Here is a 19,277-nt window from a genome sequence, read left to right as displayed (position 1 = left end):
GTCATGGCGTGCCGAAAGCTCGGGGTCGCTAGGGATCCGAGGACCCTGCTGGACGGTTGACCTACGAGCCATCACGCCTCCGCTCGCGCCGATCCCCCGGGCTGGCGCGGTGTCGTCCGTTGCCGATCCCCATCATCCGCGGTGAAGCAGTCACCCTACCGGTCTCCGCCATTGTTCCAGGAAAGCCACGCCCATGCTGCAGGCATCGCCGTCCATGGGCAAACCAGGTTGTGTATGCCGCGCTGGAGTGCCAACTCTTGTCACTTCCCCTGCCAAATGGGCATTTGACCAGGCCAGAGGCCGGTAATGGCATAGCCCTGCGGCCACGGATTCCTGTCCAAAGCAGCCATGGACTCTCTTTGACCTGCGGAATTGGTATAACACGCGAACGGCCGCATGCCCGTGAAGGGGCCTGCGGCCTGGTGCGTGGCGCGCCCTCAGGCAGGCTCTGGGTCCTGTCCCAAGTCGCGCCGTCTCCTGCTACGCAGATCGACCACCGTGGGCGCCACCGACCGCTCCAGCGAACCACGCAGGCCTTCGAGCATGGTGGCGGCGTCCTGCCCACGCACCCGCATGGCGAGCTCTTCGCGCTCGTCCACTTTCCTGCGCAAGTACGCCTCGCGATTGACGCGCAGACCGTACATGAGCTCGACCCGCAGCAGGGCGAGCTCCTCTTCGAGGCTGATGCCCGCCAGTGAAGGTGCGGGACGTCGTTTCCGGATGATGCGACGGATCATGAGGGCCCTCCCGAGTCAGCGTAAACGCTGTGACAATTCGACGCGTAGGGGCCCAAAGTGGTTGACGTCTCACTTATCCGGGAATCAGACGTTAAACCGGAACTCCACGACATCGCCGTCACGCATGACGTAGTCCTTGCCCTCGATGCGGGCCTTGCCCACAGAGCGGGCGCTGGCGATGGAGCCCGCCTCGACCAGGTCGTCGAACGAGACGACCTCGGCCTTGATGAAGCCGCGCTGGAAGTCGGTGTGGATCACGCCGGCGGCCTCGGGCGCGGTGGCGCCCTTGCGGATCGTCCAGGCCCTCGTCTCCTTGGGCCCGGCCGTCAGGTAGGTCTGCAGGCCGAGCGTCTCGAAGCCCACTCTCGCCAGCTGCGACAGGCCGGACTCCTCCTGGCCCACCGACTGCAGCAGCTCCAGCGCCTCCTCGTCGTCGAGCTCGACCAGCTCTGACTCGATCTTGGCATCGAGGAAGACCGCCTCGGCCGGGGCGACCAGGGTGGACAGCTGCTCCCTGAGCGCGGCGTCGATCAGCTCGTCGGCGTCGAGGTTGAACACGTAGAGGAACGGCTTGGCCGTCAGCAGGTGGAGCTCGCGCAGCTCCTCGCGGTCGAGGCCGCTCTCGAAGATGGTCTTGCCGGTCTCGAGCACGGCCAGGGCGGCCTCCGCGGCCTCCAGCGAGGCCTTCTTGTCCTTGTTGTGGCGCGCCTCCTTCTGCAGGCGCGGCACGGCCTTCTCCACGGTCTGCAGGTCGGCCATGATCAACTCGGTGTTGATCGTCTCGATGTCGCGCTTGGGGGAGATCTCGCCGTCGACGTGCGTCACGTCGGGGTCGGTGAAGACCCGGATCACCTGGCAGATCGCGTCGGTGTCGCGGATGTTGGCGAGGAACTGGTTGCCCCGCCCCTGCCCCTCCGAGGCGCCCTTGACCAGGCCGGCGATGTCGACGAACTCCACCTTGGCGGGCAGCACCTTCGCCGAGGAGAAGATCTCGGCCAGCTTGGGCAGGCGGTCGTCGGGCACGCCCACGATGCCCACGTTGGGCTCGATGGTGGCGAACGGGTAGTTCGCGGCTAGGGCGTTGCCGGTCTTGGTCAACGCGTTGAACAGCGTGGACTTGCCGACGTTGGGCAAACCGACAATGCCGATGGAGAGGCTCACGTTCGCCGAGTTTACTTGCTCACAAGACTCAGGCAGGTCACGGGCCGATAGGCGCCCCGGGCCGTCAGGTAGCGCTCGGAGCTGCCCGGGCAGCTCGTGGCGGACTCGGCGAAGGCGGTCACCCGGGCCCAGGCCCTCGGCGACGCGCAGGCGACCCGGTCGATCGCCGACCTGGTCACCGCGCCGGGGCCCGGCTCGGCCACGCACATCCCCCGCCCGAGCACCTTGCCGCCGCGGCCCAGGCAGACCACCGCGTCGCCGGCCGGCGTGCCGGGCGCCGGACCGTCCAAGGTGAGCGTGTCGAGCGTGGTCGCGGGGCAGCTCGACGGCGAACGGACGAGCGCGACGGCTCTGCCGTACCAGCCGGACCCCGCACACGGCCGCTCGCGGCCGTCAAGCGCGACGCAGTCGCCCGGCCTGAGCACTCCCCCACCACCGCCCGGCGCGCCGGGGTGCGGTTCGAGGAAGTTGCGTACGCAGGCGGCGCGCCCTCCGCCGATGCGCAGGACGTCGTCGACGTCATCGGGGCAGGCGCCCGGCCCCGGCGGGTCGGTGGACACGGCGACCACCTCGGAGTCACCGCCGTTGCAGGGCGTCAGGTCGTAGCGTTCGGCGGATCGGCGCACGCACGCGCCGGCCTCCCACCGCAGCGCCGGCCGGGGGTTCAGGGCGGCGACGGGGCGCGGGGAGCCGGCGCGGACGACCACCACCGCCAGCGCGACCACGCCCGCCGCCATGGCGAGCACCGTCACGAACGACAACGTCGGCCGCCATCGGGTAATCATACAAGTACTGTGAGTGACCGATGATGAGGCGCACAAGCGGAATGCCCAAGCGTGTCGGAGAGATCCGCGATCAATGACCTGCAATCATCGTGGGAGTGGACAAGCAGTGGAGCGATTAGCGGCGGAGTGGATAGCGGAGTGGATGTCGTCTCGCTTCTCATCGGCCTCGCCGTCGGGTTGGCCATCGGGTTCATGATCGCCCGCACCCGGATGGCGGTGCGGCTGGCCGAGTCCGATGCCAAGGCCAGATCGGCCGCCGACAAGCTCGTCTACGTCGAGGAGCAGCTCGCCGAGCGCTTCCAGGCGCTGTCCACCCGGGCGCTCGACGTCAACAACCTCCGCTTCCTGGAGCTGGCCGAGACGCGGCTGGCCGCCAGCCGCGCCGAGGCCAGTGGCGACCTCGACCAGCGCAGGCAGGCGGTCGAGCACCTGGTCGAGCCGCTGAAGGACGCGCTCACGCGGGTGGAGGCCCAGCTGCGCGACACCGAGTCGGCCCAGCGCGCCGGCCGGGCCGAGCTGGCCAAGCAGATGGAGTTCGTCCGGCAGAGCAGCGTGGAGCTGCGTTCGCAGACCACGGCGCTGGTGCGGGCGCTGCAACGACCCGAGGCCCGTGGCCGGTGGGGCGAGCTGCAGCTGCGCAGGGTCGCCGAGATCGCCGGGATGCAGCGCTACTGCGACTTCGACGAGCAGGTCACCGAGGGCGCCATGCGGCCCGACATGATCGTGCGGCTGGCCGGCGGCAAGAACATCGTGATCGACTCCAAGGTGTCGCTGGCCGCCTATCTGGAGGCGGCGGAGGCGTCCGACGAGTCACTGGCCACCGTGCGGCTCGACGCGCACGCCAGGCACGTACGCGAGCACGTCGACCGGCTGGCCGCCAAGACGTACTGGCAGGGGTTCAACCCGTCGCCGGAGTTCGTGGTGCTGTTCATCCCCGGCGAGGCGTTCCTGGCGCCCGCGCTGGAGCGGGATCCGGCCCTGCTGGAGTACGCGATGACGCGCCGCGTGCACATCGCCACCCCGACCACGCTGATCACGATGCTGCGCACCGCCCAGTACGCCTGGCAGCAGGCCGCGCTGAGCGAGAACGCGCGCGCGGTGTTCGAGCTGGGCAAGGAGCTGTACGAGCGGCTCTCGTCGCTGGGAAGGAATGTCGAGTCCCTGGGCAAGTCCCTGACCCGGGCCGTCGAGGCGTACAACAAGACTGTGGGATCGCTCGAAAGCCGCGTGCTGGTCAGCGCGCGCAAGCTGCACGATCTGGGCGTCGTCGACGGCGAACTCGACGCTCCGGAGATGCTGGAGGGCCTGCCCAGGCCGCTGGCCTCCCCCGAACTGCTGGAAACCTCGTCTCTGATCTCGCACGCGAACGGTAAGTTGGCCAACGGGTCGCAGTGAGGGGGCGGGGGCCAATGAGTGAGAAAGGCAAGCGATCAGCCGTCAGGCTGACCGCTCGCGGTGCCATCGCGCTCGCCTTGATCGCCACGCTGGCGGCCTATGTCGTGGCCGCCCTCATCGACCTGCCGGTCGTGGTCGGGCCGGTGTTCGTGGTGGCTAGCCTGCTCGGCGTGCTCCTGGTCAACCCGCGCGAGCTGCTGTCGCTGGTGGTGACGCCGCCGCTGGTGTTCTTCGTCGCGACGTTCTTCGTCGAGCTGGGCCGGGCGTTCGGCTCCGTGTCGATCGCGCAGTCGCTCGCGCTCGGGCTGTTCAGCTCGTTGTCGCGCGGGGCGCCCTGGCTGTTCGCGGGCTCGGCGATCGTGCTCGTCGTCGCCTGGCGGCGCGGGCTGCGCGACAACGTACGGGATCTGCGCGAGGAGCTGCGGGCGGGCGCCGAGGCGCCGCGCCCGCGCCAGTCGTTCGTACCGGAGCCCGAGGGCTACTTCGAGCCCAAGGTGTACGGCACGGCGCGCACCGAGGACTGACCCCGCGACCGGGGAAGGTCAGGAGGCTCGGAGGTCCTTGCGGAGTTCGTGCGGCAGTGCGAAGCGGACGCTCTCGTGGACCGGCTCGACCTCCGCGACGTCGTCGAACCCGTGCTCGGCCAGCCGGGCGAGCACCTCGGCGACCAGCTCCTCCGGCACTGAGGCGCCACTGGTAACGCCGACCGTGGTCACGCCGTCGAGCCACTCGTCACGGATGAAGGTGGCGTTGTCGACCAGGTAGGAGGCGGCGGCGCCGTAGTCCTTGGCCACCTCGACCAGGCGCTTGGAGTTGGAGGAGTTTTCCGACCCGACCACGATGACCAGCTGCGACTCCGCGGCGATCTCCTTGACCGCGACCTGGCGGTTCTGCGTCGCGTAGCAGATGTCGTCGCTGGGCGGGTCGATCAGCGTGGGGAAGCGTTCCTTGAGCTTGGCCACCGTCTCGTTGGTCTCGTCGACCGAGAGGGTGGTCTGCGACAGCCAGACCAGCTTGGACGGGTCCTTGACCTGGATCCGGTCGACGGAGTCGAGGCCGTCGACGAGCTGGATGTGGTCGGGCGCCTCACCGGCGGTGCCTTCGACCTCTTCGTGCCCCTCGTGCCCGATCAGCAGGATGTCGTATTCCTGACCGGCGAACCTCTTTGCCTCGTTATGCACCTTGGTGACCAGTGGGCAGGTAGCGTCGATCGTGCGCAATCCGCGTTGCCTGGCCTCGTCGTGCACCGCGGGCGAGACACCGTGGGCCGAGAACACCACGATCTCTCCCTCGGGCACTTCTTCGGTCTCCTCGACGAAGATCGCGCCTCTGGCCTCCAGTGTCTTGACCACGTGCGTGTTGTGGACGATCTGCTTACGCACGTAGACGGGCGCGCCGTACTGCTCCAGGGCTTTCTCGACCGCCACCACGGCTCGATCGACTCCGGCACAGTAGCCGCGTGGCCGGGCTACGAGGACTCGGCGGGAAGTGGGGGTCTGGGGCTCCATACTTCTTATGCTACGTGGAGCGGCCGACAGGCCCGCGCGTGCGTGGTTGCCCGCCGTGCCAGACTGGCCGTCCAATACAGACCTCCCAGGGAGACGTCATGTCCCTCAGCGACGTGATACGCAACATCACGAAGACCATCACCAACAAGGACGAGCTGAAGGAGAAGGCCAAGGACCTTCCGCTCCTCGTGATCCAGACCACTTTGAGCGCGGCCGGTCAGGCGCTGCTGCTCGTCGACCGGATGAAGAACTCGATCAGAGGGATCGGCGGCAAGGAGGACAAGGAGGCGGACTACGACTCCCGCCCGTCCGCCGCCGACCAGGTGACGCCGCCCGCGCCCGCTGAGGAGGTGGCGAAGCCCGCTCGCAAGGAGCCGGTCATCTTCGCGCCGCGCCCCACGCCGTCCGACACCCCCGCGTCCAACGGCTCCCCCAAGACCAAGCCGGACCCGGTCATCTTCAGCCCGGCGGCCAAGCCGAAGCCCGAGGCCACCACCACCGAGGCCACCACCACGGAGACCGCCGCCGCGCCCGCCCCGGTGACCGCCCCCGAGCCGACCGCCGCCCCCGAGCCCGCCGTGGCGCCCGAGCCCAAGACCGCGCCCGAGCCTGAGGCCGCCACCGTCGAGCCCGCGGTCGCGCCCGAGCCCGAAGTCGCCACCGTCGAGCCCGTGGTCGCGCCCGAGCCTGAGGCCGCCACCGTCGAGCCCGCTGTCGCCGCCGAGCCGGTGGCCGGGGCGGAGCCGGTCGTCGCGCCGGCGCCCGTCGAGGTCAAGCCCGCGCGGCCCACCAAGCCGCGTACCCCTGCCAAGCCACGGGCCGCCGCCAAGCCGAAGGCCGCTCCCAAGGCCGAGCCCGCCACGGATACGGTGACCGCCACCGAGACGACGGCGACCACCGAGGCGGAGGCAAGCCCCAAGCCGAAGGCGGCTCCCAAGGCGAAGGCCACCCCCAAGGCGGCGGCCGTCATCGAGACGAAGGTCGCCACCGACCTGGCCGAGCCCCTGCCCGGCTACTCCGAGCTGACCGTCGCCTCCCTGCGCGCCAGGATGCGCGGCAAGTCGGCCGAGCAGATCACCGAGCTCATCGCGTACGAGCAGGCCACGAGCGGGCGGCCCGAGGTCGTCCGGATGTTCGAGAACCGCCTGGTCAAGCTGCAGGCCGGGGAATAAGTCGTCCTGGCACCGTAGTCTTCCGCCATGACCTCGAAGACCTCGCCCGAGTCTCCGCTGCCGATCCGCACCGTCCTGCAGATGGTGGGCGGCTGGATCGGCAAGCTGGGCACGGTCTGGGTCGAGGGCCAGATCACCGATCTGAGCGCGCGTGGCGGCACGGTGTTCATGACGCTGCGCGACCCGGTGGCCAACGTGTCGGCCAGGGTCACCGCCCCACGCGGCGTCTACGAGGCGACCATGCCCCGCCCGGCCGACGGCGCCCGGGTCGTGGTGCACGTCAAGCCCGACTTCTGGGTCAACAAGGGCTCGTTCGCCTTCACCGCGCTGGAGATCAGGCCGATCGGCGTGGGCGAGCTGCTCGCGCGGCTCGAACGGCTGCGCCAGCTGCTGGCCGCCGAGGGCCTGTTCAACGCCGACAGGAAGCGGCGGCTGCCGTTCCTGCCCGGCACGGTCGGGCTGATCTGTGGCCGCGACTCGGCGGCCGAGCGCGACGTGCTGGAAAACTCCAGGCGCCGCTGGCCGGCCGTGCGGTTCAAGGTCGAGGAGGTGGCCGTCCAGGGCCCGTACGCCGTGGGCGAGGTCACCGAGGCGCTGCGTAAGTTCGACGCGGACGCCGAGGTCGAGGTGATCGTCATCGCCCGTGGCGGCGGCTCCCTGGAAGACCTCCTGCCGTTCTCCGACGAGACGCTGGTGCGTTCCGTGGCCGCCTGCCGCACTCCTGTCGTGAGCGCGATCGGCCACGAGCAGGACAGTCCGCTGCTCGACCTGGTGGCCGACGTGCGGGCCTCGACGCCGACCGACGCCGCCAAGAAGGTGGTGCCCGACGTGGGCGAGCAGCTCACGCTGGTGCGCCAGCTGCGCGACAGGGGCCGCAGAGTGCTCGGCGGCTGGCTCGATCGGGAGATGTCCTGGCTGACGTCGGTACGCTCCCGGCCCTCGCTGGCCGACCCGGTGCGCGAGCTCGAACGCCGGGCCGAGCAGGCCGAGGCGCTGCGCGACCGGGCCAGGCGCTCGCTGGGCGGCTCACTCGACCGCGCGGAGGACTCGCTGTCGCATCTCCGCGCCCGGCTCGTCGCCCTCTCACCCGCCGCCACGCTCGAACGCGGCTACGCCATCGTTCAGGATCCGTCCGGGGAGGTCGTCCGGCTGGCCAAGGACGTGGCCCCCGGCTCCGTACTGACGATCCGGCTCAGCGACGACCGCCTGACCGTCCGTACGGAAGACCCCACTCGTACGGAAGACCCCGCCAAAACCCGCAAGCCGCGCAAGAAGGCTTCCGACCAAACCGCCTCCTGAACCGGCTTTCGAGGGCGATCTGCCTTCGAAGCCGCCCGAACCGGACCCCGAGGCGAACCTGTTCTGCTTCAGGCCCTGATCGCCTGGGTCAGAGCGTCGAATCCGGCCTTGATCTCCTCGACCGACATGCCGCGTTCGTCCCGCTGGTAGCGGAGCAGATGGGCGTTGATCGGTGCCAGCAGCGCGTCGGCCAGGAAGTCCGCGCTTTCCAGGCGCATCTCGGCGAGGAGCCCGGCCAGGTGGGTGTGATGCGCCCTGTACGCCCCGCTGAGCTGGGCGGTCGGCGGCCCGAGCAAGAGGAACAGGTCCATCTGCTCGACCACCCGATCGATCAGCGCGTGCAGGAACGCCCTGATCCGCTCGGCTGGAGGCGCGCCCGGTCCGATCGGCGGCGGCCCGCGCAGGAAGTCCTCCTGGAAGCGTCGCTCGCGGTCATCGATCAGCGCCAGCACCAGCCCCGCCCGATCCCCGAAGCGGCGGTAGACGGTGCCGACCCCCACGCACGCCTCGCGGGCGACCTCGTCGAGGGAGAGCCGGCCGACGCACCCGTCGGCGACCATCCTGGCGGCCACCTCGATGATCTTCTGCCTGTTGCGCGCCGCGTCAGCCCGTTCGGGCTGGGGCTGCCCGATGATCGGCAGTGATCGACGCTCGCACACAGGCTGAGCATAATCGTGGTAAACGGAAATTTCTCCGGCTAGGCTTTGGCTGCCATAAATGGAGAAATTTCCGATTCGAGGAGCGATCATGGCGAACGACTTCAACGAGCAGATCATCGCCGAGTTCCGTGCCAACAAGGGCAAGGTCGGCGGCATGTTCGAGGGTGCCGACCTGGTGCTTCTCACGACCACGGGCGCCAAGAGCGGCAAGCGCACGACCAGCCCGGTGATGTACTTCGAGGACGGTGACCGCTACGTCGTCATCGCCTCGTACGCCGGCGCGGACCACCACCCGGCGTGGTACCACAACCTGGTCGCCAACCCCGAGGTGACCGCCGAGATCGGGACGGAGACGTTCGAGCTCACGGCCGAGGTCGTGGAGGGGGAAGAGCGCGACAGGCTCTATGCCCGCGTGGTCGAGATCGCACCGGGTTTCGCGGAGTATCAGGCGAAGACCACCCGCCGCATCCCGGTGGTGGCCCTCCGCCGCTCCGCCTGACGGGCGTCAGCGGCCAGCACGAGCGTCGTCCAGCTGCGGGGCGGCTAGAACGGGGCGTCGTCCGACTGGTTGGTGGTGGGGTCGGCGCGGCGGGCCATGGCGGCGGCGAGCTTCACCCTGGCGCCCTGTAGCCACTCCTCGCAGATGGCGGCCAGCTTCTCGCCGCGCTCCCACAGCTCGATCGACTGCTCCAGGGTGAGCCCGCCCGTCTCCAGGCGGCGCACCACCTCGGTCAGCTCCTCGCGGGCCTGCTCGTATGAGGGTGCCTTCTCTTCTGCCACGGGCACCACCCTAGAGTCAGGCACCGACATCCCGCGCCCTGGCCCGCCGAGGAGCGGCTCAGCTCGTCACCTTCGGCCGCTGCTGCAGGGTCGCGGCCAGTTCGCCCAGCTCGGTCCAGTCGGCCGTACCGGTGACGACCAGCGTGACCTCCGGCAGCATCCGGATCAGCGAGCGCTGGTTCTTGTCCTCGCGGAAGCGCTGCTCCCAGGGCTGCCCGGCCACCTGCTGGGTGCCTACGGCCCGGTTGGAGTTGGCCATCCGGTCGGCGAACCCGGCGGCCGGCTTCTCGTCGCTCTGCACGAACATGGCGTGCTGCCTCTTGGCCGTCGCATAGCCGAGGTAGAGGACCTTGGCCCCGCCGGAGCCCTTGGCGATCTTGTTGCTGTTGGGGACCCAGCCAGCCGGGTCCTTCGCGGGCGCCCACACCTGGTAGGGCACGTCATGCCCGAAGTTGGCGACGGTGATGGAGTAGTCGAGCTTGGGGATGTGCTCCTCCCGGCTCTGCGGCGTGACCAGCAGGAACAGCCCTATCCCCACGAGACAGACGAGCAGGGCTACCGCGTAGCCGTAGAAACCTTCCGTGAACCGTCGCACAACTGGCGAGATTACCCGCTGGTGGCGCCGCCCGACGAAGTGGCCAGGCGAATCTACCCGCCGCCCGACGAAGCGGGCGCTCGGATCTACCCGCCGCCCGATGAGGCGGCCGGGCGGATCTGGCCGATGATGGCGAGCACGTCCTCGGCCAGCCCAGGGTCGTCCGACAGCACCACCTCGGAGACGGCGGCCGCGAGCGCGCCGGTGAGAACGACGACCAGCGCCCCCTCGTCCTCGAAGAGCGCGGCGTTGCGCTCGGCCCATTTGCGCAGCCGGGCGCGCATGACGAGCTCGAAGCCGGGCGGCCCGTCGCCGCGCAGGAACAGCGCGGCGAGCTCGCGCTCCTCGATGCATCCGTCGAGGTAGGCGCGGGCGGCGCGGATGAAGACCCGCATCGGGTCGCTCTCTCCTTCGCCGCGAGCCGCGCGGGCGGCCTGCTTGGTCCGCTGGGCCTGCCTGGCCTGCCACTCCTCGAACAGCGTGAGGTAGAGGTCGGCCTTGCCGGAGAAGTGGTGGTAGAGGCTGCCCACGCTGGCATCGGCCCTGGCCACCACATCGGTCACTCCGGCCTCGGCGAAGCCCTTGGAGACGAAGACGTCTCTGGCGGCCTTGAGTAGCGCGCTGCGCGTGGCCGCGCCTCGCCCGGAGGTGCGGGCTGTCGCCGGTTGTTCCACATCGCTGCTCATGGCAGGCACATTATCCTCCGCTGACCGGGGATACAGGGACAACTACGATCGAGTCAGTTTGTCCACGAGGAGGCCCTTCATCATGTCCGATCAGACGTCCGTACCCCCAGCGCTGGCCACGGGAGAGCGCGCCCCTGATCGCAACCTGGCCCTGGAACTCGTACGTGTCACCGAAGCGGCCGCGATGGCGGCGGCCCGCTGGGTGGGCAGGGGCGACAAGAACGGCGCGGACGGCGCCGCGGTCAACGCGATGCGCCAGCTGATCAACACCGTGTCGATGAACGGGGTGGTGGTCATCGGGGAGGGCGAGAAGGATCATGCCCCGATGCTGTTCAACGGCGAGCGCGTCGGCGACGGCAGCGGCGCCGACTGCGACGTGGCCGTGGACCCGATCGACGGCACCCGGCTGACGGCGCTCGGCATGCCGGACGCGGTGTCGGTGATCGCGGTGAGCGAGCGCGGCTCGATGTACGACCCGTCGGCCGTGTTCTACATGGAGAAGCTGGTCACCGGCCCCGACGCCGCGGACGTGGTCGACATCGAGGCTCCGGTGGCCACGAACATCCAGGCGGTCGCCAGGGCCAAGGGCTGTTCGTCCTCCGATGTGACGGTGGTCGTACTCGACCGCCCGCGGCACGAGCAGATGGTCAAGGAGATCAGGGAGACCGGGGCGCGGATCAAGTTCATCGTCGACGGCGACGTGGCGGGCGCGATCATGGCGGCCCGCGCCGACACCGGCATCGACCTGATGCTGGGCATCGGCGGCACGCCCGAGGGCATCGTGGCCGCGTGCGCGCTCAAGTGCCTGGGCGGTGTGATCCAGGGCAAGCTGTGGCCGCGCGACGACGCCGAGCGGCAGAAGGCGCTCGACGCCGGGCACGACCTCGGCCAGGTGCTGACCACGAACGACCTGGTGCGTTCGGAGGATGTGTTCTTCGCGGCGACGGGCATCACGCAGGGCGAGCTCATGCAGGGCGTACGGTTCAGGGGCGGGGTGGCGCTGACGCACTCGCTGGTGATGCGCGGGCGTTCCGGCACCATCCGCAAGGTGGACAGCGAGCACCAGCTCACGAAGCTGCGCGCCTACAGCGCGATCAACTTCGACACGGCCGGATAGGGGCCGGTTAGGGATAGGGATCAGCGGCGGCGCTTGCGACGGGGCGGCTCTTTGACCTTGACGTCGCCCGCGAAGTTCGTGGTGCGCACCTCGACCACCGGCGCTCCGGGCTCGGTCGGCTGCTTGGTCAGCCGGACCGTGCTGCCCTTCGCGACGCGGATCACCTCAAGGCCCTCGGGCACGTGGATCTCCAGACCGCCGAAGACCAGCGTGGCGTTGATCACGACGCGCCGGTTCTGCAGGATGGCCTCGCGGAAGTCCAGCTTGGTGGTGCCGAACATGGTGGTGACGCTCAGCTCGGCGGGCACCACCCAGCGTCCGCCGCGCTGCTCCTGCTTGAAGAACGCCGACACCGGCCTGCCGTCGAGGTTCAGCGGTTGCTGTTCCGCCGGCAGCAGGTCGGCCGTCACCGCGGCGAGCTCGCCCAGCGTCCGCGCCGAGTAGACGACGCCGAGCCGTTCCTCCAGCTCGTCGAGCATGAGGCGGCCGTCGGCGTGGGCGTCCTGGAGCACCTGGACGAACCGCTCACGATCGTCGTCGGAGGCGCGTAGTTCGTGCGGGCGCGGGCCGCTGTCGCCCTCTTTGGGGCGGCGTGCCGAGACCCATTCCTCGGCCAGCCGTTCTCCGACTTCTTGCAGGCGTGGCAACCAGGATCTCGGGCGTTCATTCACACTTCTGACGATATCCGGCAGCCGGCCGGTTCGCTCGCCCCTCGGGCGCCGCGCCGGCCGAAAGTGCCCCGAAAGTCAGCCGAGACTCAGCCGAGCCGGGCGACCAGGGCCGCGATCTCCTCCGCGAGCGCCTCGTCGACTTCGGCGTGGCGGTTGAGCAGGCGGTACCACATGGCGCCGAAGATCAGATCGACCGCGAGCTCCACGTCCACGTCGGCGGGGAGCGCGCCGCGTTCGAGCACCGACCTCAATGCCTGCCTGCGCGGGCCGATGAGCTTGGCCCGCAGCTCCGCGCCGAACCCGGGATCGGACTGGGCCTCGGCCATGAGACCCACGACCACCTGCCCGGCCACGCCATGAGCCACCCCGAACGTCTCGCGCAGGAACGCGGCCAGGTCCGCGCCCGCGTCGCCGCTGACGGGTGGGGGCCGCATCTCGGTGCCCACCAGGTCGGTCATCGCCTCCAGCAGCACCTCGCGCTTGGTCTGCCACCAGCGGTAGAGGGTCTGCCTGCCGACGCCCGCCGCGGCGGCGATGCCCTTCAGGGTGACGTTCGGGTATCCGTCGCGCTCGCACAGGTCGAGCGCGGCCTTGAGGATCGCCTGCCTGGCCACCTCGCTACGCGGTCTGCCTACCATGCCCGCCACTTTACAAGACACGGTGCCTCGATATAGTTTCGAGGCAAGCTGTCTTGAATTAGGAGGAAACGCGATGCGAGTCGTGATCATTGGTGGCACCACGGGCATCGGGCTGGCGACAGCGGCCCGACTGGCGGCCGACGGCGCCGAGGTGGTCATCACCGGCCGGTCCGCCGAGCGGGTGGCGGCCGCGGTGAAGCTGCTCGGCGACCGGGCCTCGGGCGAGGCCGTGGACGCCCGAGACACCGAGGCGATGCGCGATCTCTTCGCCAGGACCGGCGCCATCGACCATCTGGTCATCACCGTGACCGGCCGCGGCCCCGCCGGGCCGCTGCGCTCACTGACGCGGGAGGCGCTGGTCGAGGCCGTACAGAACAAGCTGATCCCGCACCTGCTGGCCGCGCAGGCCGCCTTGGACGTACTCGATCCCGAAGGTTCGATCACGTTCGTGACCGCGGCGTCGGCGGGCTCGTCCTTCCCCGGGGTCTCCGCTCTGGCGGCGGTGAACGGCGCGATCGAGGCCGCGGTGCCCGGCCTGGCGGTCGAGCTCGGCCCGATCCGGGTGAACGCCGTCTCCCCCGGCGTGATCGACACCGAGTGGTGGTCCGGGCTCGACGCCGATGCGCGGGAGGCCCTGTTCGCCCACGCGGCGGGCAGCTCGCCGGTCGGCCGGGTGGGCCGGCCGGAGGACGTGGCGGCGACGATCGCCTACGTGGTGGGCAACTCCTTCGTCACCGGAAGCGTGCTGACCGTCGACGGAGGGGGCAGGCTGAAGGCATGAGGACGATCCTGATCACCGGCGCGACGGACGGGCTCGGGCGGGAGCTGGCGCGACGGCTCGCCGCCGGCGACCGCGTCATCGTGCACGGACGCGACCCGGAGCGGATACGGCAAGCGCGGGCCGACGCGGGCGGCACGACCGAGGGCGTTGTGGCCGATCTGGCCGATCTGAGCCAGGTGGACCAGCTGGCCGACGAGGTGCTCGACCGGTTCGACCGGCTCGACGTGCTGGTCAACAACGCCGGGATGGGCGGTGGTCCGCCCGATTCCGGTCGCGCGGAGAGCCAGGACGGCATCGAGGTCCGCTTCGCGGTCAACTACCTGGCCGGATACCACCTGACCCGGCGGCTGCTCCCGCTGCTCGTCAAGTCGGCGCCGTCGAAGGTGGTGAACGTCGCCTCGGCCGGGCAGCAGGCGATCGACTTCGCCGACCCGATGCTGACCCGCGGCTACGGGCGCCAGCGCGCCTACAGCCAGAGCAAGCTCGCGCAGATCATGTTCACCTTCGACCTGGCCGAGGAGCTGGCCGGGCAGGGCGTGACGGTCAACGCCCTGCACCCGGCCACGTACATGGACACCACGATGGTCCGCGAGGCGGGAGCGCCGGTGATGAGCACGGTCGACGAGGGCGTGGCGGCGACGCGGCGGCTGATCGACGGGCTCGACGGTGTGAGCGGGCGCTACTTCGACGGGCAGCGGGAGAGCCGGGCCGACGCCCAGGCGTACGACCGCGCGGCGCGGAAGCGGTTGCGCGAGCTCAGCGACGATCTCGTACGGCGAGCGCTGGGCTGATCCGCGAGCCACTGCGAGACTGGGCTCCGGCATGGTGGCGAAAGGGCTGGCCAAGCGGCTAACCTGACCCCGCCTCACGTTCCCCCCATCAGGAGGCCCCCGTGCCGACTCCTCGTGATCGCCAGGCCCGTACAGCCACGTTCGTCGTGTACGCGGTGCAGGGCCTCTCGTTCATCACGCTGCTCGCCCAGGTCGCGAACCTGCAGACCAAACACCGGCTCGACGAGGGCGCCCTGACGATCCTGCTGCTCATCGTGCCGGTCTTCGCCGGGCTGGGCAGCGTGGGCGCCGGCTGGTTCGCCTCGCGCCGGGGCAGCAAGCCGCTGCTCCGCCTCGCGCAGCCGGTCGTGGCCGTCGCCGTGGTGCTCATCGCTCTCGCGCCGACCGTGCCGCTGCTGGTGCTCGCGTTGCTGCTGTTCGGCCTCGGGCTCGGCGCGGTCGACGCGGGCATCAACATGCAGGGCGTGGCGGTCGAACGTCGTTACGGGCGGGCCGTGCTGAACGGCTTCCACTGCATGTGGAGCGTGTTCAGCACGGCCGGCGCGCTCTGGGCGTCGGCCGCGGCCGAGCTGCCCTTGCTGGTCACGATGACGGTGCCGATGGTCGTGGCGGTGGCGGGCTCCCTCTACGCCGGGCCGCTGCTGTGCACCGTCGAGGAGGAGAAGGTCGAGGAGAGCGCCGCGACGGCCGCCGGCGGGTTCCCGTGGAAGCCGATCATCCCGCTCTGCCTGGCGATGGCCTTCCTGTACGTCGGGGACGCCTCGGTCTCCAACTTCAGCACCGTCTACATGCAGCAGGTGCTGGCCGCGACCCCCGCGGTCGTCCCGCTGGCCTACGCCGCCTACCAGGCGACCACGCTGCTGATCAGGCTCGGCGGCGACGTCGCCGTCAGGAAGTACGGACCGGCCGCGATCGTCAGGATCGGCGGCGCGATCGCCACCCTCGGCTTCCTGGGCATCGTCCTGGCGCCCAGCCAGCCGCTGGCCATCCTGGCGTTCGGCCTGACCGGGGTGGGGCTGTCGGTGATCGCGCCGCAGTCGTTCTCGGCGGCGGGACGGCTCGACCCGGCGGGGACGGGGGTCGCCATCGCGCGGGTCAACATGTTCAACTACGTCGGCTTCATCGTGGGCGCGGCGCTGGTCGGCGGCATCGCCAGCGCCAGCGACATGCAGGTGGCGTTCGCCGCGCCCCTGGTGCTGTCCGCCGTGATCATCGTCCTGGCCAGGGGCTTCGAGCCGCGACGGGTCAAAGAGGCCGCATGACAGTCAGCCAACCCCTAAGTAGGCGAGGCTCCGCCGTACGTCGTGGACCGGTTCGTCCCCCGGACCGGCCAGGACCACGTCCTGCTCCATGACGTACCAGCCCTGGTAGCCGCTGCTTTCAAGGCCGGTGACGATGCCCGCGATGTCCACGTCGCCCTGCCCGAGCGGCCGGTAGACGCCCGCGCGCACGGCCTGCGTGTATGTGAGCTCGCCGCAGGCGACCCGCCGGGCGAGCGAGGCGTCGACGTCCTTGAGGTGGACGTGCGCGACCCGGCCGGGGTCGGCCGCGGCCAGGGCGGCTGGGTCGGTGCCGCCGATCAGCAGGTGCCCGGTGTCGAGGCAGAGCGGGATCGAGCTGCCGCCGAGCACCCGGTCGACCTCCTCGCGAGTTTCGATCATGGTGCCGACGTGCGGGTGCAGGCAGGCGCCACGGCCGTACGCCGCGGCGATCCGGTCGAGGTTGGCCAGCAGCGTCGCCCAGCCCTTCTCGTCGAGGACCGGCCGGGTGTCGTAGCCGTCGGCGCCGGTGGCCGCCGCCAGCACGAGCATGCCCGGCGGGTCGGAGGGCAGCCCGGAAAGCGGGTCGTGGCCCGGATCGTGCAGCACCACGGGCACGAACCCGCCCGCGACGCTCAGGCCGTACTCCTCGATGAGGGCGGGTGTCAGGAAGCCGTCGGGGCCCAGCTCGGTCGCGGTGAGACCGAGGTCGCGCATCTCGGCGAGCACCCGCTCGGGCGGCAGCTGGAAGCCCCAGCCGGGCACCTCGCACACGCCCCACGAGATGGGCGCTCCGGCCAGGTTCATCGCGTCCCCTCGGTGACCTCGGCGACCTCGACCGGGCGGCCTTCGCGGCGGGAGAGCTCGGTGGCCTCGGCGACGTACAGGGCCGCCAGGGCGTCTTCGATCGAGCACAGGCTCACGTCGCTGCGCAGGAAGCAGTCGATCTCAGCGGCGTACGCGTCGGCGAAGCGGGTGACGAAGTCGGGCCACGGCTCCCCGGGCGGCTGCAGGCCCTCTGAGCTGCTCAGAGGCGCGCGCGGGCCGAGGCCGACGGCTCGGGTGCCCTTGGTGCCGGCCAGCTCCATGCGCACGTCGTAGCCGGCGCCGTTGTAGCGGGAGCCCTGCAGCGTGGCCAGCGTGCCGTCGTCGAGCGTGAGCAGCGCGGCGCTGGTGTCGACGTCGCCCGCCTCGCCGAAGAAGGCGGCGCCCCGGTTGGCGCCGGTCGCGTACACGGACACCACCTCGCGCCCCGTCACCCAGCGCAGGATGTCGAAGTCGTGGATGTGGCAGTCGCGGTAGATGCCGCCGGACAGCGGAATGTACTCGGCGGGCGGCGGCGCCGGATCAGCGGTGATGAGGTGAACCCGGTGCAACTCCCCCAATTCGCCGCCGCGCAGCGCCATCGCCGCGTCGATGTAACCGGGGTCGAACCTGCGCTGGAAGCCGATCTGCACCCGGTTGCCCCTGCGGGCCGCGAGCACCTCCACGGTCTCCTTGACGCTCCCCGCAACCGGTTTCTCGCAGAACACCGGGATGCCCAGCCCGCACGCCTTCAGCAGGAGCTCGGCGTGCGTGCCGGTCGGGGTGGCGATGACCACCGCGTCGGCCTCGAAAGGGTCTCCCGGCCTGCCGTACGGCGACTCACGTACGGGATCCGAGACGATCAGCTCGTCCACCAGCGGATGTGCGGCCAGGGTGGCCGCGTGAAACGCGCCGATCCTGCCCAAGCCCAGCAGTCCCACGCGCATGGCGCCTCCAATGAGGTGGGGATTTCTTTCTAAGCGCGACTTTCTCCATCAGTCAATATCTTGTCCTGACATTCTGACCTTTAAGCCTCGGATGACCTCCGCGGCACGGTGGGCGGGGAGGCGGGCGAAGCCGACCACGATCGCGGGCGGTCCGGGCGTGAGACGCGTCGGGCCGACCGGGTCGGCGGCCAGGCCCAGCTCCCGCGCCGGCCGGACGAAGGCGTCCTCGTCGGAGCCCGGTGGCAGGTCCAGGTAGGCGTGCAGGCCCGCCGCGATGCCCCGGACGCGTATCTCGGGCAGGTGCTCGGCCACGGCCTTGACCAGGGCGTCCCTGCGGCGCCGGTACTCCCGGCGCATCCGGCGCAGGTGCTTGTCGTAGCCGCCGGTACGCAGGAAGTGGGCCAGGGCGTACTGGTCGATGACCGGGGAGCCCAGGTCCAGCTCGCCTCTGGCCTGCCGCATGGACTCGGCCAGCTCGGCGGGGGCCGCCACCCAGCCGAGCCGCAGCCCTGGGGCCAGCGCCTTGCTGACGCTGCCGGAGAGGATCACCCGGCCGGGGGCGAGGCCTTGCAGGCAGCCGACGGGGTCACGGTCGAAGCGGAACTCGGCGTCGTAGTCGTCCTCCAGCACGACCCCGCCGCTCTCGGCGGCCCACTCCATGAGGGCGGCCCGCCGGGCCGGGGAGAGCACGACGCCGGTGGGGTACTGGTGGGCGGGGGTGATCAGGGCCGCGTCCGCTCCGCGCGCCCGCAGCTCCGTCACGACGAGGCCCTGGTCGTCCACCGGGACGGGGACGAGTTCGGCGCCCGCCCGCAGGAGGAGGGGGACCTGGCGGTGGCTGTTCGGGTCCTCCACGGCCAGCCGCAGGCCGCGGGTCCCCTGGGTGAGCACGTGGAGCGCCAGGCTGATCCCCTGGGCCACCCCGCCGACGATCACCAGGTTGTCGGCGCGTACGTCCGCCGCCCGGACCCGCCGCAGGTAGCCGGCCAGCTCGTCGCGCAGCTCAGGGACGCCACCGGGGTCGCCGTAGTCGAACACGTCCGAGGGCATCGTGGTGAGCACATGGCGTACGGAGGCCAGCCAGCGCTCCCGGGGAAAGCAGCCGAGGTCGGGAGAGGTGGGACGGTGGCCGTAGTGGGGGCTGTAGACCGGGCCACTCGCGGGGACCACGTCCATTGCCGAGCGGGCCGAGGTGGGGGCCACCTGGGTGCCCGCGCCGACGCGGGAGATCAGGAAGCCCTCGGCCACCAGCTGCTCGTACGCTTCGACCACGACGCCCCGCGAGACCTGGAGGTCGGCGGCCAGGTCGCGGCTGGCGGGCAGCCGGGTGCCCGGGATGAGGCGGCCGTGCCGGATGGACGCGCGAATCTCCGCCGCGATCTGCCCGGCGATGCCCCCTTGATCACGATTTATCGGGACATGTAGGTCGGCCACATTGGTCCATCCTTTTAGCGGGACATTGGACTGCTGCTATGAGCCATTGTGTCCCTAG

The 19,277-nt window shown here is 70.5% G+C and carries 22 protein-coding genes; 9 read left to right on the top strand and 13 right to left on the bottom strand.

Annotation, left to right across the window (positions count from 1 at the left end):
• Positions 1–437: 437 nt before the first annotated feature.
• From LDL49_RS32090 to LDL49_RS32080, 3 genes are all read right to left on the bottom strand, one after another.
• Positions 438–737 carry a hypothetical protein gene (locus LDL49_RS32090; protein ID WP_225296516.1) on the bottom strand — a complete coding sequence of 100 codons (300 nt, stop codon included), beginning with the start codon at positions 735–737 and terminating at the stop codon, positions 438–440.
• Between the two features lie 84 nt (positions 738–821).
• Positions 822–1,898 carry a redox-regulated ATPase YchF gene (gene ychF, locus LDL49_RS32085; protein WP_225296514.1) on the bottom strand — a complete coding sequence of 359 codons (1,077 nt, stop codon included), beginning with the start codon at positions 1,896–1,898 and terminating at the stop codon, positions 822–824.
• An 11-nt stretch (positions 1,899–1,909) separates the two neighbouring features.
• The gene (locus LDL49_RS32080; RefSeq protein WP_225296512.1) at positions 1,910–2,683 is read right to left on the bottom strand and encodes a hypothetical protein; all 774 of its coding nucleotides are present in this window, start codon (positions 2,681–2,683) and stop codon (positions 1,910–1,912) included.
• A gap of 138 nt (positions 2,684–2,821) precedes the next feature.
• Here LDL49_RS32080 and LDL49_RS32075 point away from each other — a divergent pair, with 138 nt between their 5' ends.
• Both LDL49_RS32075 and LDL49_RS32070 read left to right on the top strand, forming a co-directional pair.
• Positions 2,822–4,078: a DNA recombination protein RmuC gene (locus LDL49_RS32075; RefSeq protein ID WP_225296510.1), complete on the top strand. Its 1,257-nt coding sequence runs from the start codon at positions 2,822–2,824 to the stop codon at positions 4,076–4,078.
• A 14-nt stretch (positions 4,079–4,092) separates the two neighbouring features.
• Positions 4,093–4,602 (top strand): DUF6542 domain-containing protein, encoded by a 510-nt coding sequence (locus LDL49_RS32070; RefSeq protein WP_225296508.1) that lies wholly within the window; start codon positions 4,093–4,095, stop codon positions 4,600–4,602.
• Between the two features lie 18 nt (positions 4,603–4,620).
• On the opposite strand, the gene LDL49_RS32065 is transcribed toward LDL49_RS32070, so the two are convergent.
• The gene (locus LDL49_RS32065) at positions 4,621–5,586 is read right to left on the bottom strand and encodes a 4-hydroxy-3-methylbut-2-enyl diphosphate reductase (RefSeq protein WP_225296505.1); all 966 of its coding nucleotides are present in this window, start codon (positions 5,584–5,586) and stop codon (positions 4,621–4,623) included.
• A 98-nt stretch (positions 5,587–5,684) separates the two neighbouring features.
• Here LDL49_RS32065 and LDL49_RS32060 point away from each other — a divergent pair, with 98 nt between their 5' ends.
• Together LDL49_RS32060 and xseA are read left to right on the top strand one after the other, a co-directional pair.
• The gene (locus LDL49_RS32060) at positions 5,685–6,758 is read left to right on the top strand and encodes a DUF8129 domain-containing protein (protein ID WP_225296503.1); all 1,074 of its coding nucleotides are present in this window, start codon (positions 5,685–5,687) and stop codon (positions 6,756–6,758) included.
• 27 nt (positions 6,759–6,785) lie between these two features.
• Complete coding sequence (gene xseA, locus LDL49_RS32055) at positions 6,786–8,057, top strand: exodeoxyribonuclease VII large subunit (RefSeq protein WP_225296501.1); 1,272 nt, start codon at positions 6,786–6,788, stop codon at positions 8,055–8,057.
• Between the two features lie 68 nt (positions 8,058–8,125).
• On the opposite strand, the gene LDL49_RS32050 is transcribed toward xseA, so the two are convergent.
• The gene (locus LDL49_RS32050; protein ID WP_225296499.1) at positions 8,126–8,716 is read right to left on the bottom strand and encodes a TetR/AcrR family transcriptional regulator; all 591 of its coding nucleotides are present in this window, start codon (positions 8,714–8,716) and stop codon (positions 8,126–8,128) included.
• An 88-nt stretch (positions 8,717–8,804) separates the two neighbouring features.
• On the opposite strand from LDL49_RS32050, the gene LDL49_RS32045 reads away from it, so the two are divergent.
• A complete protein-coding gene (locus LDL49_RS32045; RefSeq protein WP_225296497.1) occupies positions 8,805–9,215 on the top strand; it encodes a nitroreductase family deazaflavin-dependent oxidoreductase in 411 nt (136 codons plus the stop codon).
• A gap of 44 nt (positions 9,216–9,259) precedes the next feature.
• Here the strand turns inward: LDL49_RS32045 and LDL49_RS32040 are convergent, their stop codons facing one another.
• From LDL49_RS32040 to LDL49_RS32030, 3 genes are all read right to left on the bottom strand, one after another.
• Positions 9,260–9,526 carry an exodeoxyribonuclease VII small subunit gene (locus LDL49_RS32040; protein ID WP_225296495.1) on the bottom strand — a complete coding sequence of 89 codons (267 nt, stop codon included), beginning with the start codon at positions 9,524–9,526 and terminating at the stop codon, positions 9,260–9,262.
• 28 nt (positions 9,527–9,554) lie between these two features.
• Positions 9,555–10,091: a DUF4245 domain-containing protein gene (locus LDL49_RS32035; protein ID WP_225296492.1), complete on the bottom strand. Its 537-nt coding sequence runs from the start codon at positions 10,089–10,091 to the stop codon at positions 9,555–9,557.
• A gap of 86 nt (positions 10,092–10,177) precedes the next feature.
• Entirely contained in the window at positions 10,178–10,777 is a 600-nt protein-coding gene (locus tag LDL49_RS32030) for a TetR/AcrR family transcriptional regulator (protein WP_225296491.1), read from the bottom strand.
• An 82-nt stretch (positions 10,778–10,859) separates the two neighbouring features.
• Here LDL49_RS32030 and glpX point away from each other — a divergent pair, with 82 nt between their 5' ends.
• Positions 10,860–11,894 carry a class II fructose-bisphosphatase gene (gene glpX, locus LDL49_RS32025; protein WP_225296489.1) on the top strand — a complete coding sequence of 345 codons (1,035 nt, stop codon included), beginning with the start codon at positions 10,860–10,862 and terminating at the stop codon, positions 11,892–11,894.
• 20 nt (positions 11,895–11,914) lie between these two features.
• On the opposite strand, the gene LDL49_RS32020 is transcribed toward glpX, so the two are convergent.
• Together LDL49_RS32020 and LDL49_RS32015 are read right to left on the bottom strand one after the other, a co-directional pair.
• The gene (locus LDL49_RS32020) at positions 11,915–12,565 is read right to left on the bottom strand and encodes a DUF1707 SHOCT-like domain-containing protein (RefSeq protein WP_225296487.1); all 651 of its coding nucleotides are present in this window, start codon (positions 12,563–12,565) and stop codon (positions 11,915–11,917) included.
• Positions 12,566–12,651: 86 nt separating this feature from the next.
• Positions 12,652–13,203, bottom strand: a complete 552-nt coding sequence (locus tag LDL49_RS32015) for a TetR/AcrR family transcriptional regulator (RefSeq protein ID WP_225296485.1) — start codon at positions 13,201–13,203, stop codon at positions 12,652–12,654.
• 73 nt (positions 13,204–13,276) lie between these two features.
• On the opposite strand from LDL49_RS32015, the gene LDL49_RS32010 reads away from it, so the two are divergent.
• From LDL49_RS32010 to LDL49_RS32000, 3 genes are all read left to right on the top strand, one after another.
• The gene (locus tag LDL49_RS32010; protein ID WP_225296484.1) at positions 13,277–13,984 is read left to right on the top strand and encodes an SDR family oxidoreductase; all 708 of its coding nucleotides are present in this window, start codon (positions 13,277–13,279) and stop codon (positions 13,982–13,984) included.
• Complete coding sequence (locus LDL49_RS32005; protein ID WP_225296482.1) at positions 13,981–14,775, top strand: SDR family NAD(P)-dependent oxidoreductase; 795 nt, start codon at positions 13,981–13,983, stop codon at positions 14,773–14,775. Before LDL49_RS32010 ends, LDL49_RS32005 begins: the two co-directional genes overlap by 4 nt.
• Before the next feature lie 101 nt (positions 14,776–14,876).
• Positions 14,877–16,037 carry an MFS transporter gene (locus LDL49_RS32000; RefSeq protein ID WP_225296480.1) on the top strand — a complete coding sequence of 387 codons (1,161 nt, stop codon included), beginning with the start codon at positions 14,877–14,879 and terminating at the stop codon, positions 16,035–16,037.
• Positions 16,038–16,040: 3 nt separating this feature from the next.
• Here the strand turns inward: LDL49_RS32000 and LDL49_RS31995 are convergent, their stop codons facing one another.
• Genes LDL49_RS31995 through pdxR form a run of 3 tightly spaced genes read right to left on the bottom strand, consistent with a single transcriptional unit; the run spans position 16,041 to position 19,219 of the window.
• Positions 16,041–16,841 carry a TIM barrel protein gene (locus LDL49_RS31995; RefSeq protein WP_225296477.1) on the bottom strand — a complete coding sequence of 267 codons (801 nt, stop codon included), beginning with the start codon at positions 16,839–16,841 and terminating at the stop codon, positions 16,041–16,043.
• Positions 16,838–17,785: a Gfo/Idh/MocA family protein gene (locus tag LDL49_RS31990; RefSeq protein WP_225296476.1), complete on the bottom strand. Its 948-nt coding sequence runs from the start codon at positions 17,783–17,785 to the stop codon at positions 16,838–16,840. The genes LDL49_RS31995 and LDL49_RS31990 overlap by 4 nt, the downstream gene beginning before the upstream one ends.
• Before the next feature lie 48 nt (positions 17,786–17,833).
• On the bottom strand, positions 17,834–19,219 hold the full coding sequence (gene pdxR, locus LDL49_RS31985) for a MocR-like pyridoxine biosynthesis transcription factor PdxR (RefSeq protein ID WP_225296474.1): 1,386 nt from the start codon (positions 19,217–19,219) through the stop codon (positions 17,834–17,836).
• Positions 19,220–19,277: the final 58 nt, after the last annotated feature.

The sequence above is a fragment of the Nonomuraea aurantiaca genome (assembly GCF_020215705.1).
GTDB classification, from domain to species: Bacteria; Actinomycetota; Actinomycetes; order Streptosporangiales; family Streptosporangiaceae; genus Nonomuraea; species Nonomuraea aurantiaca.
This window is presented reverse-complemented; position numbering and strand designations above follow the sequence as displayed.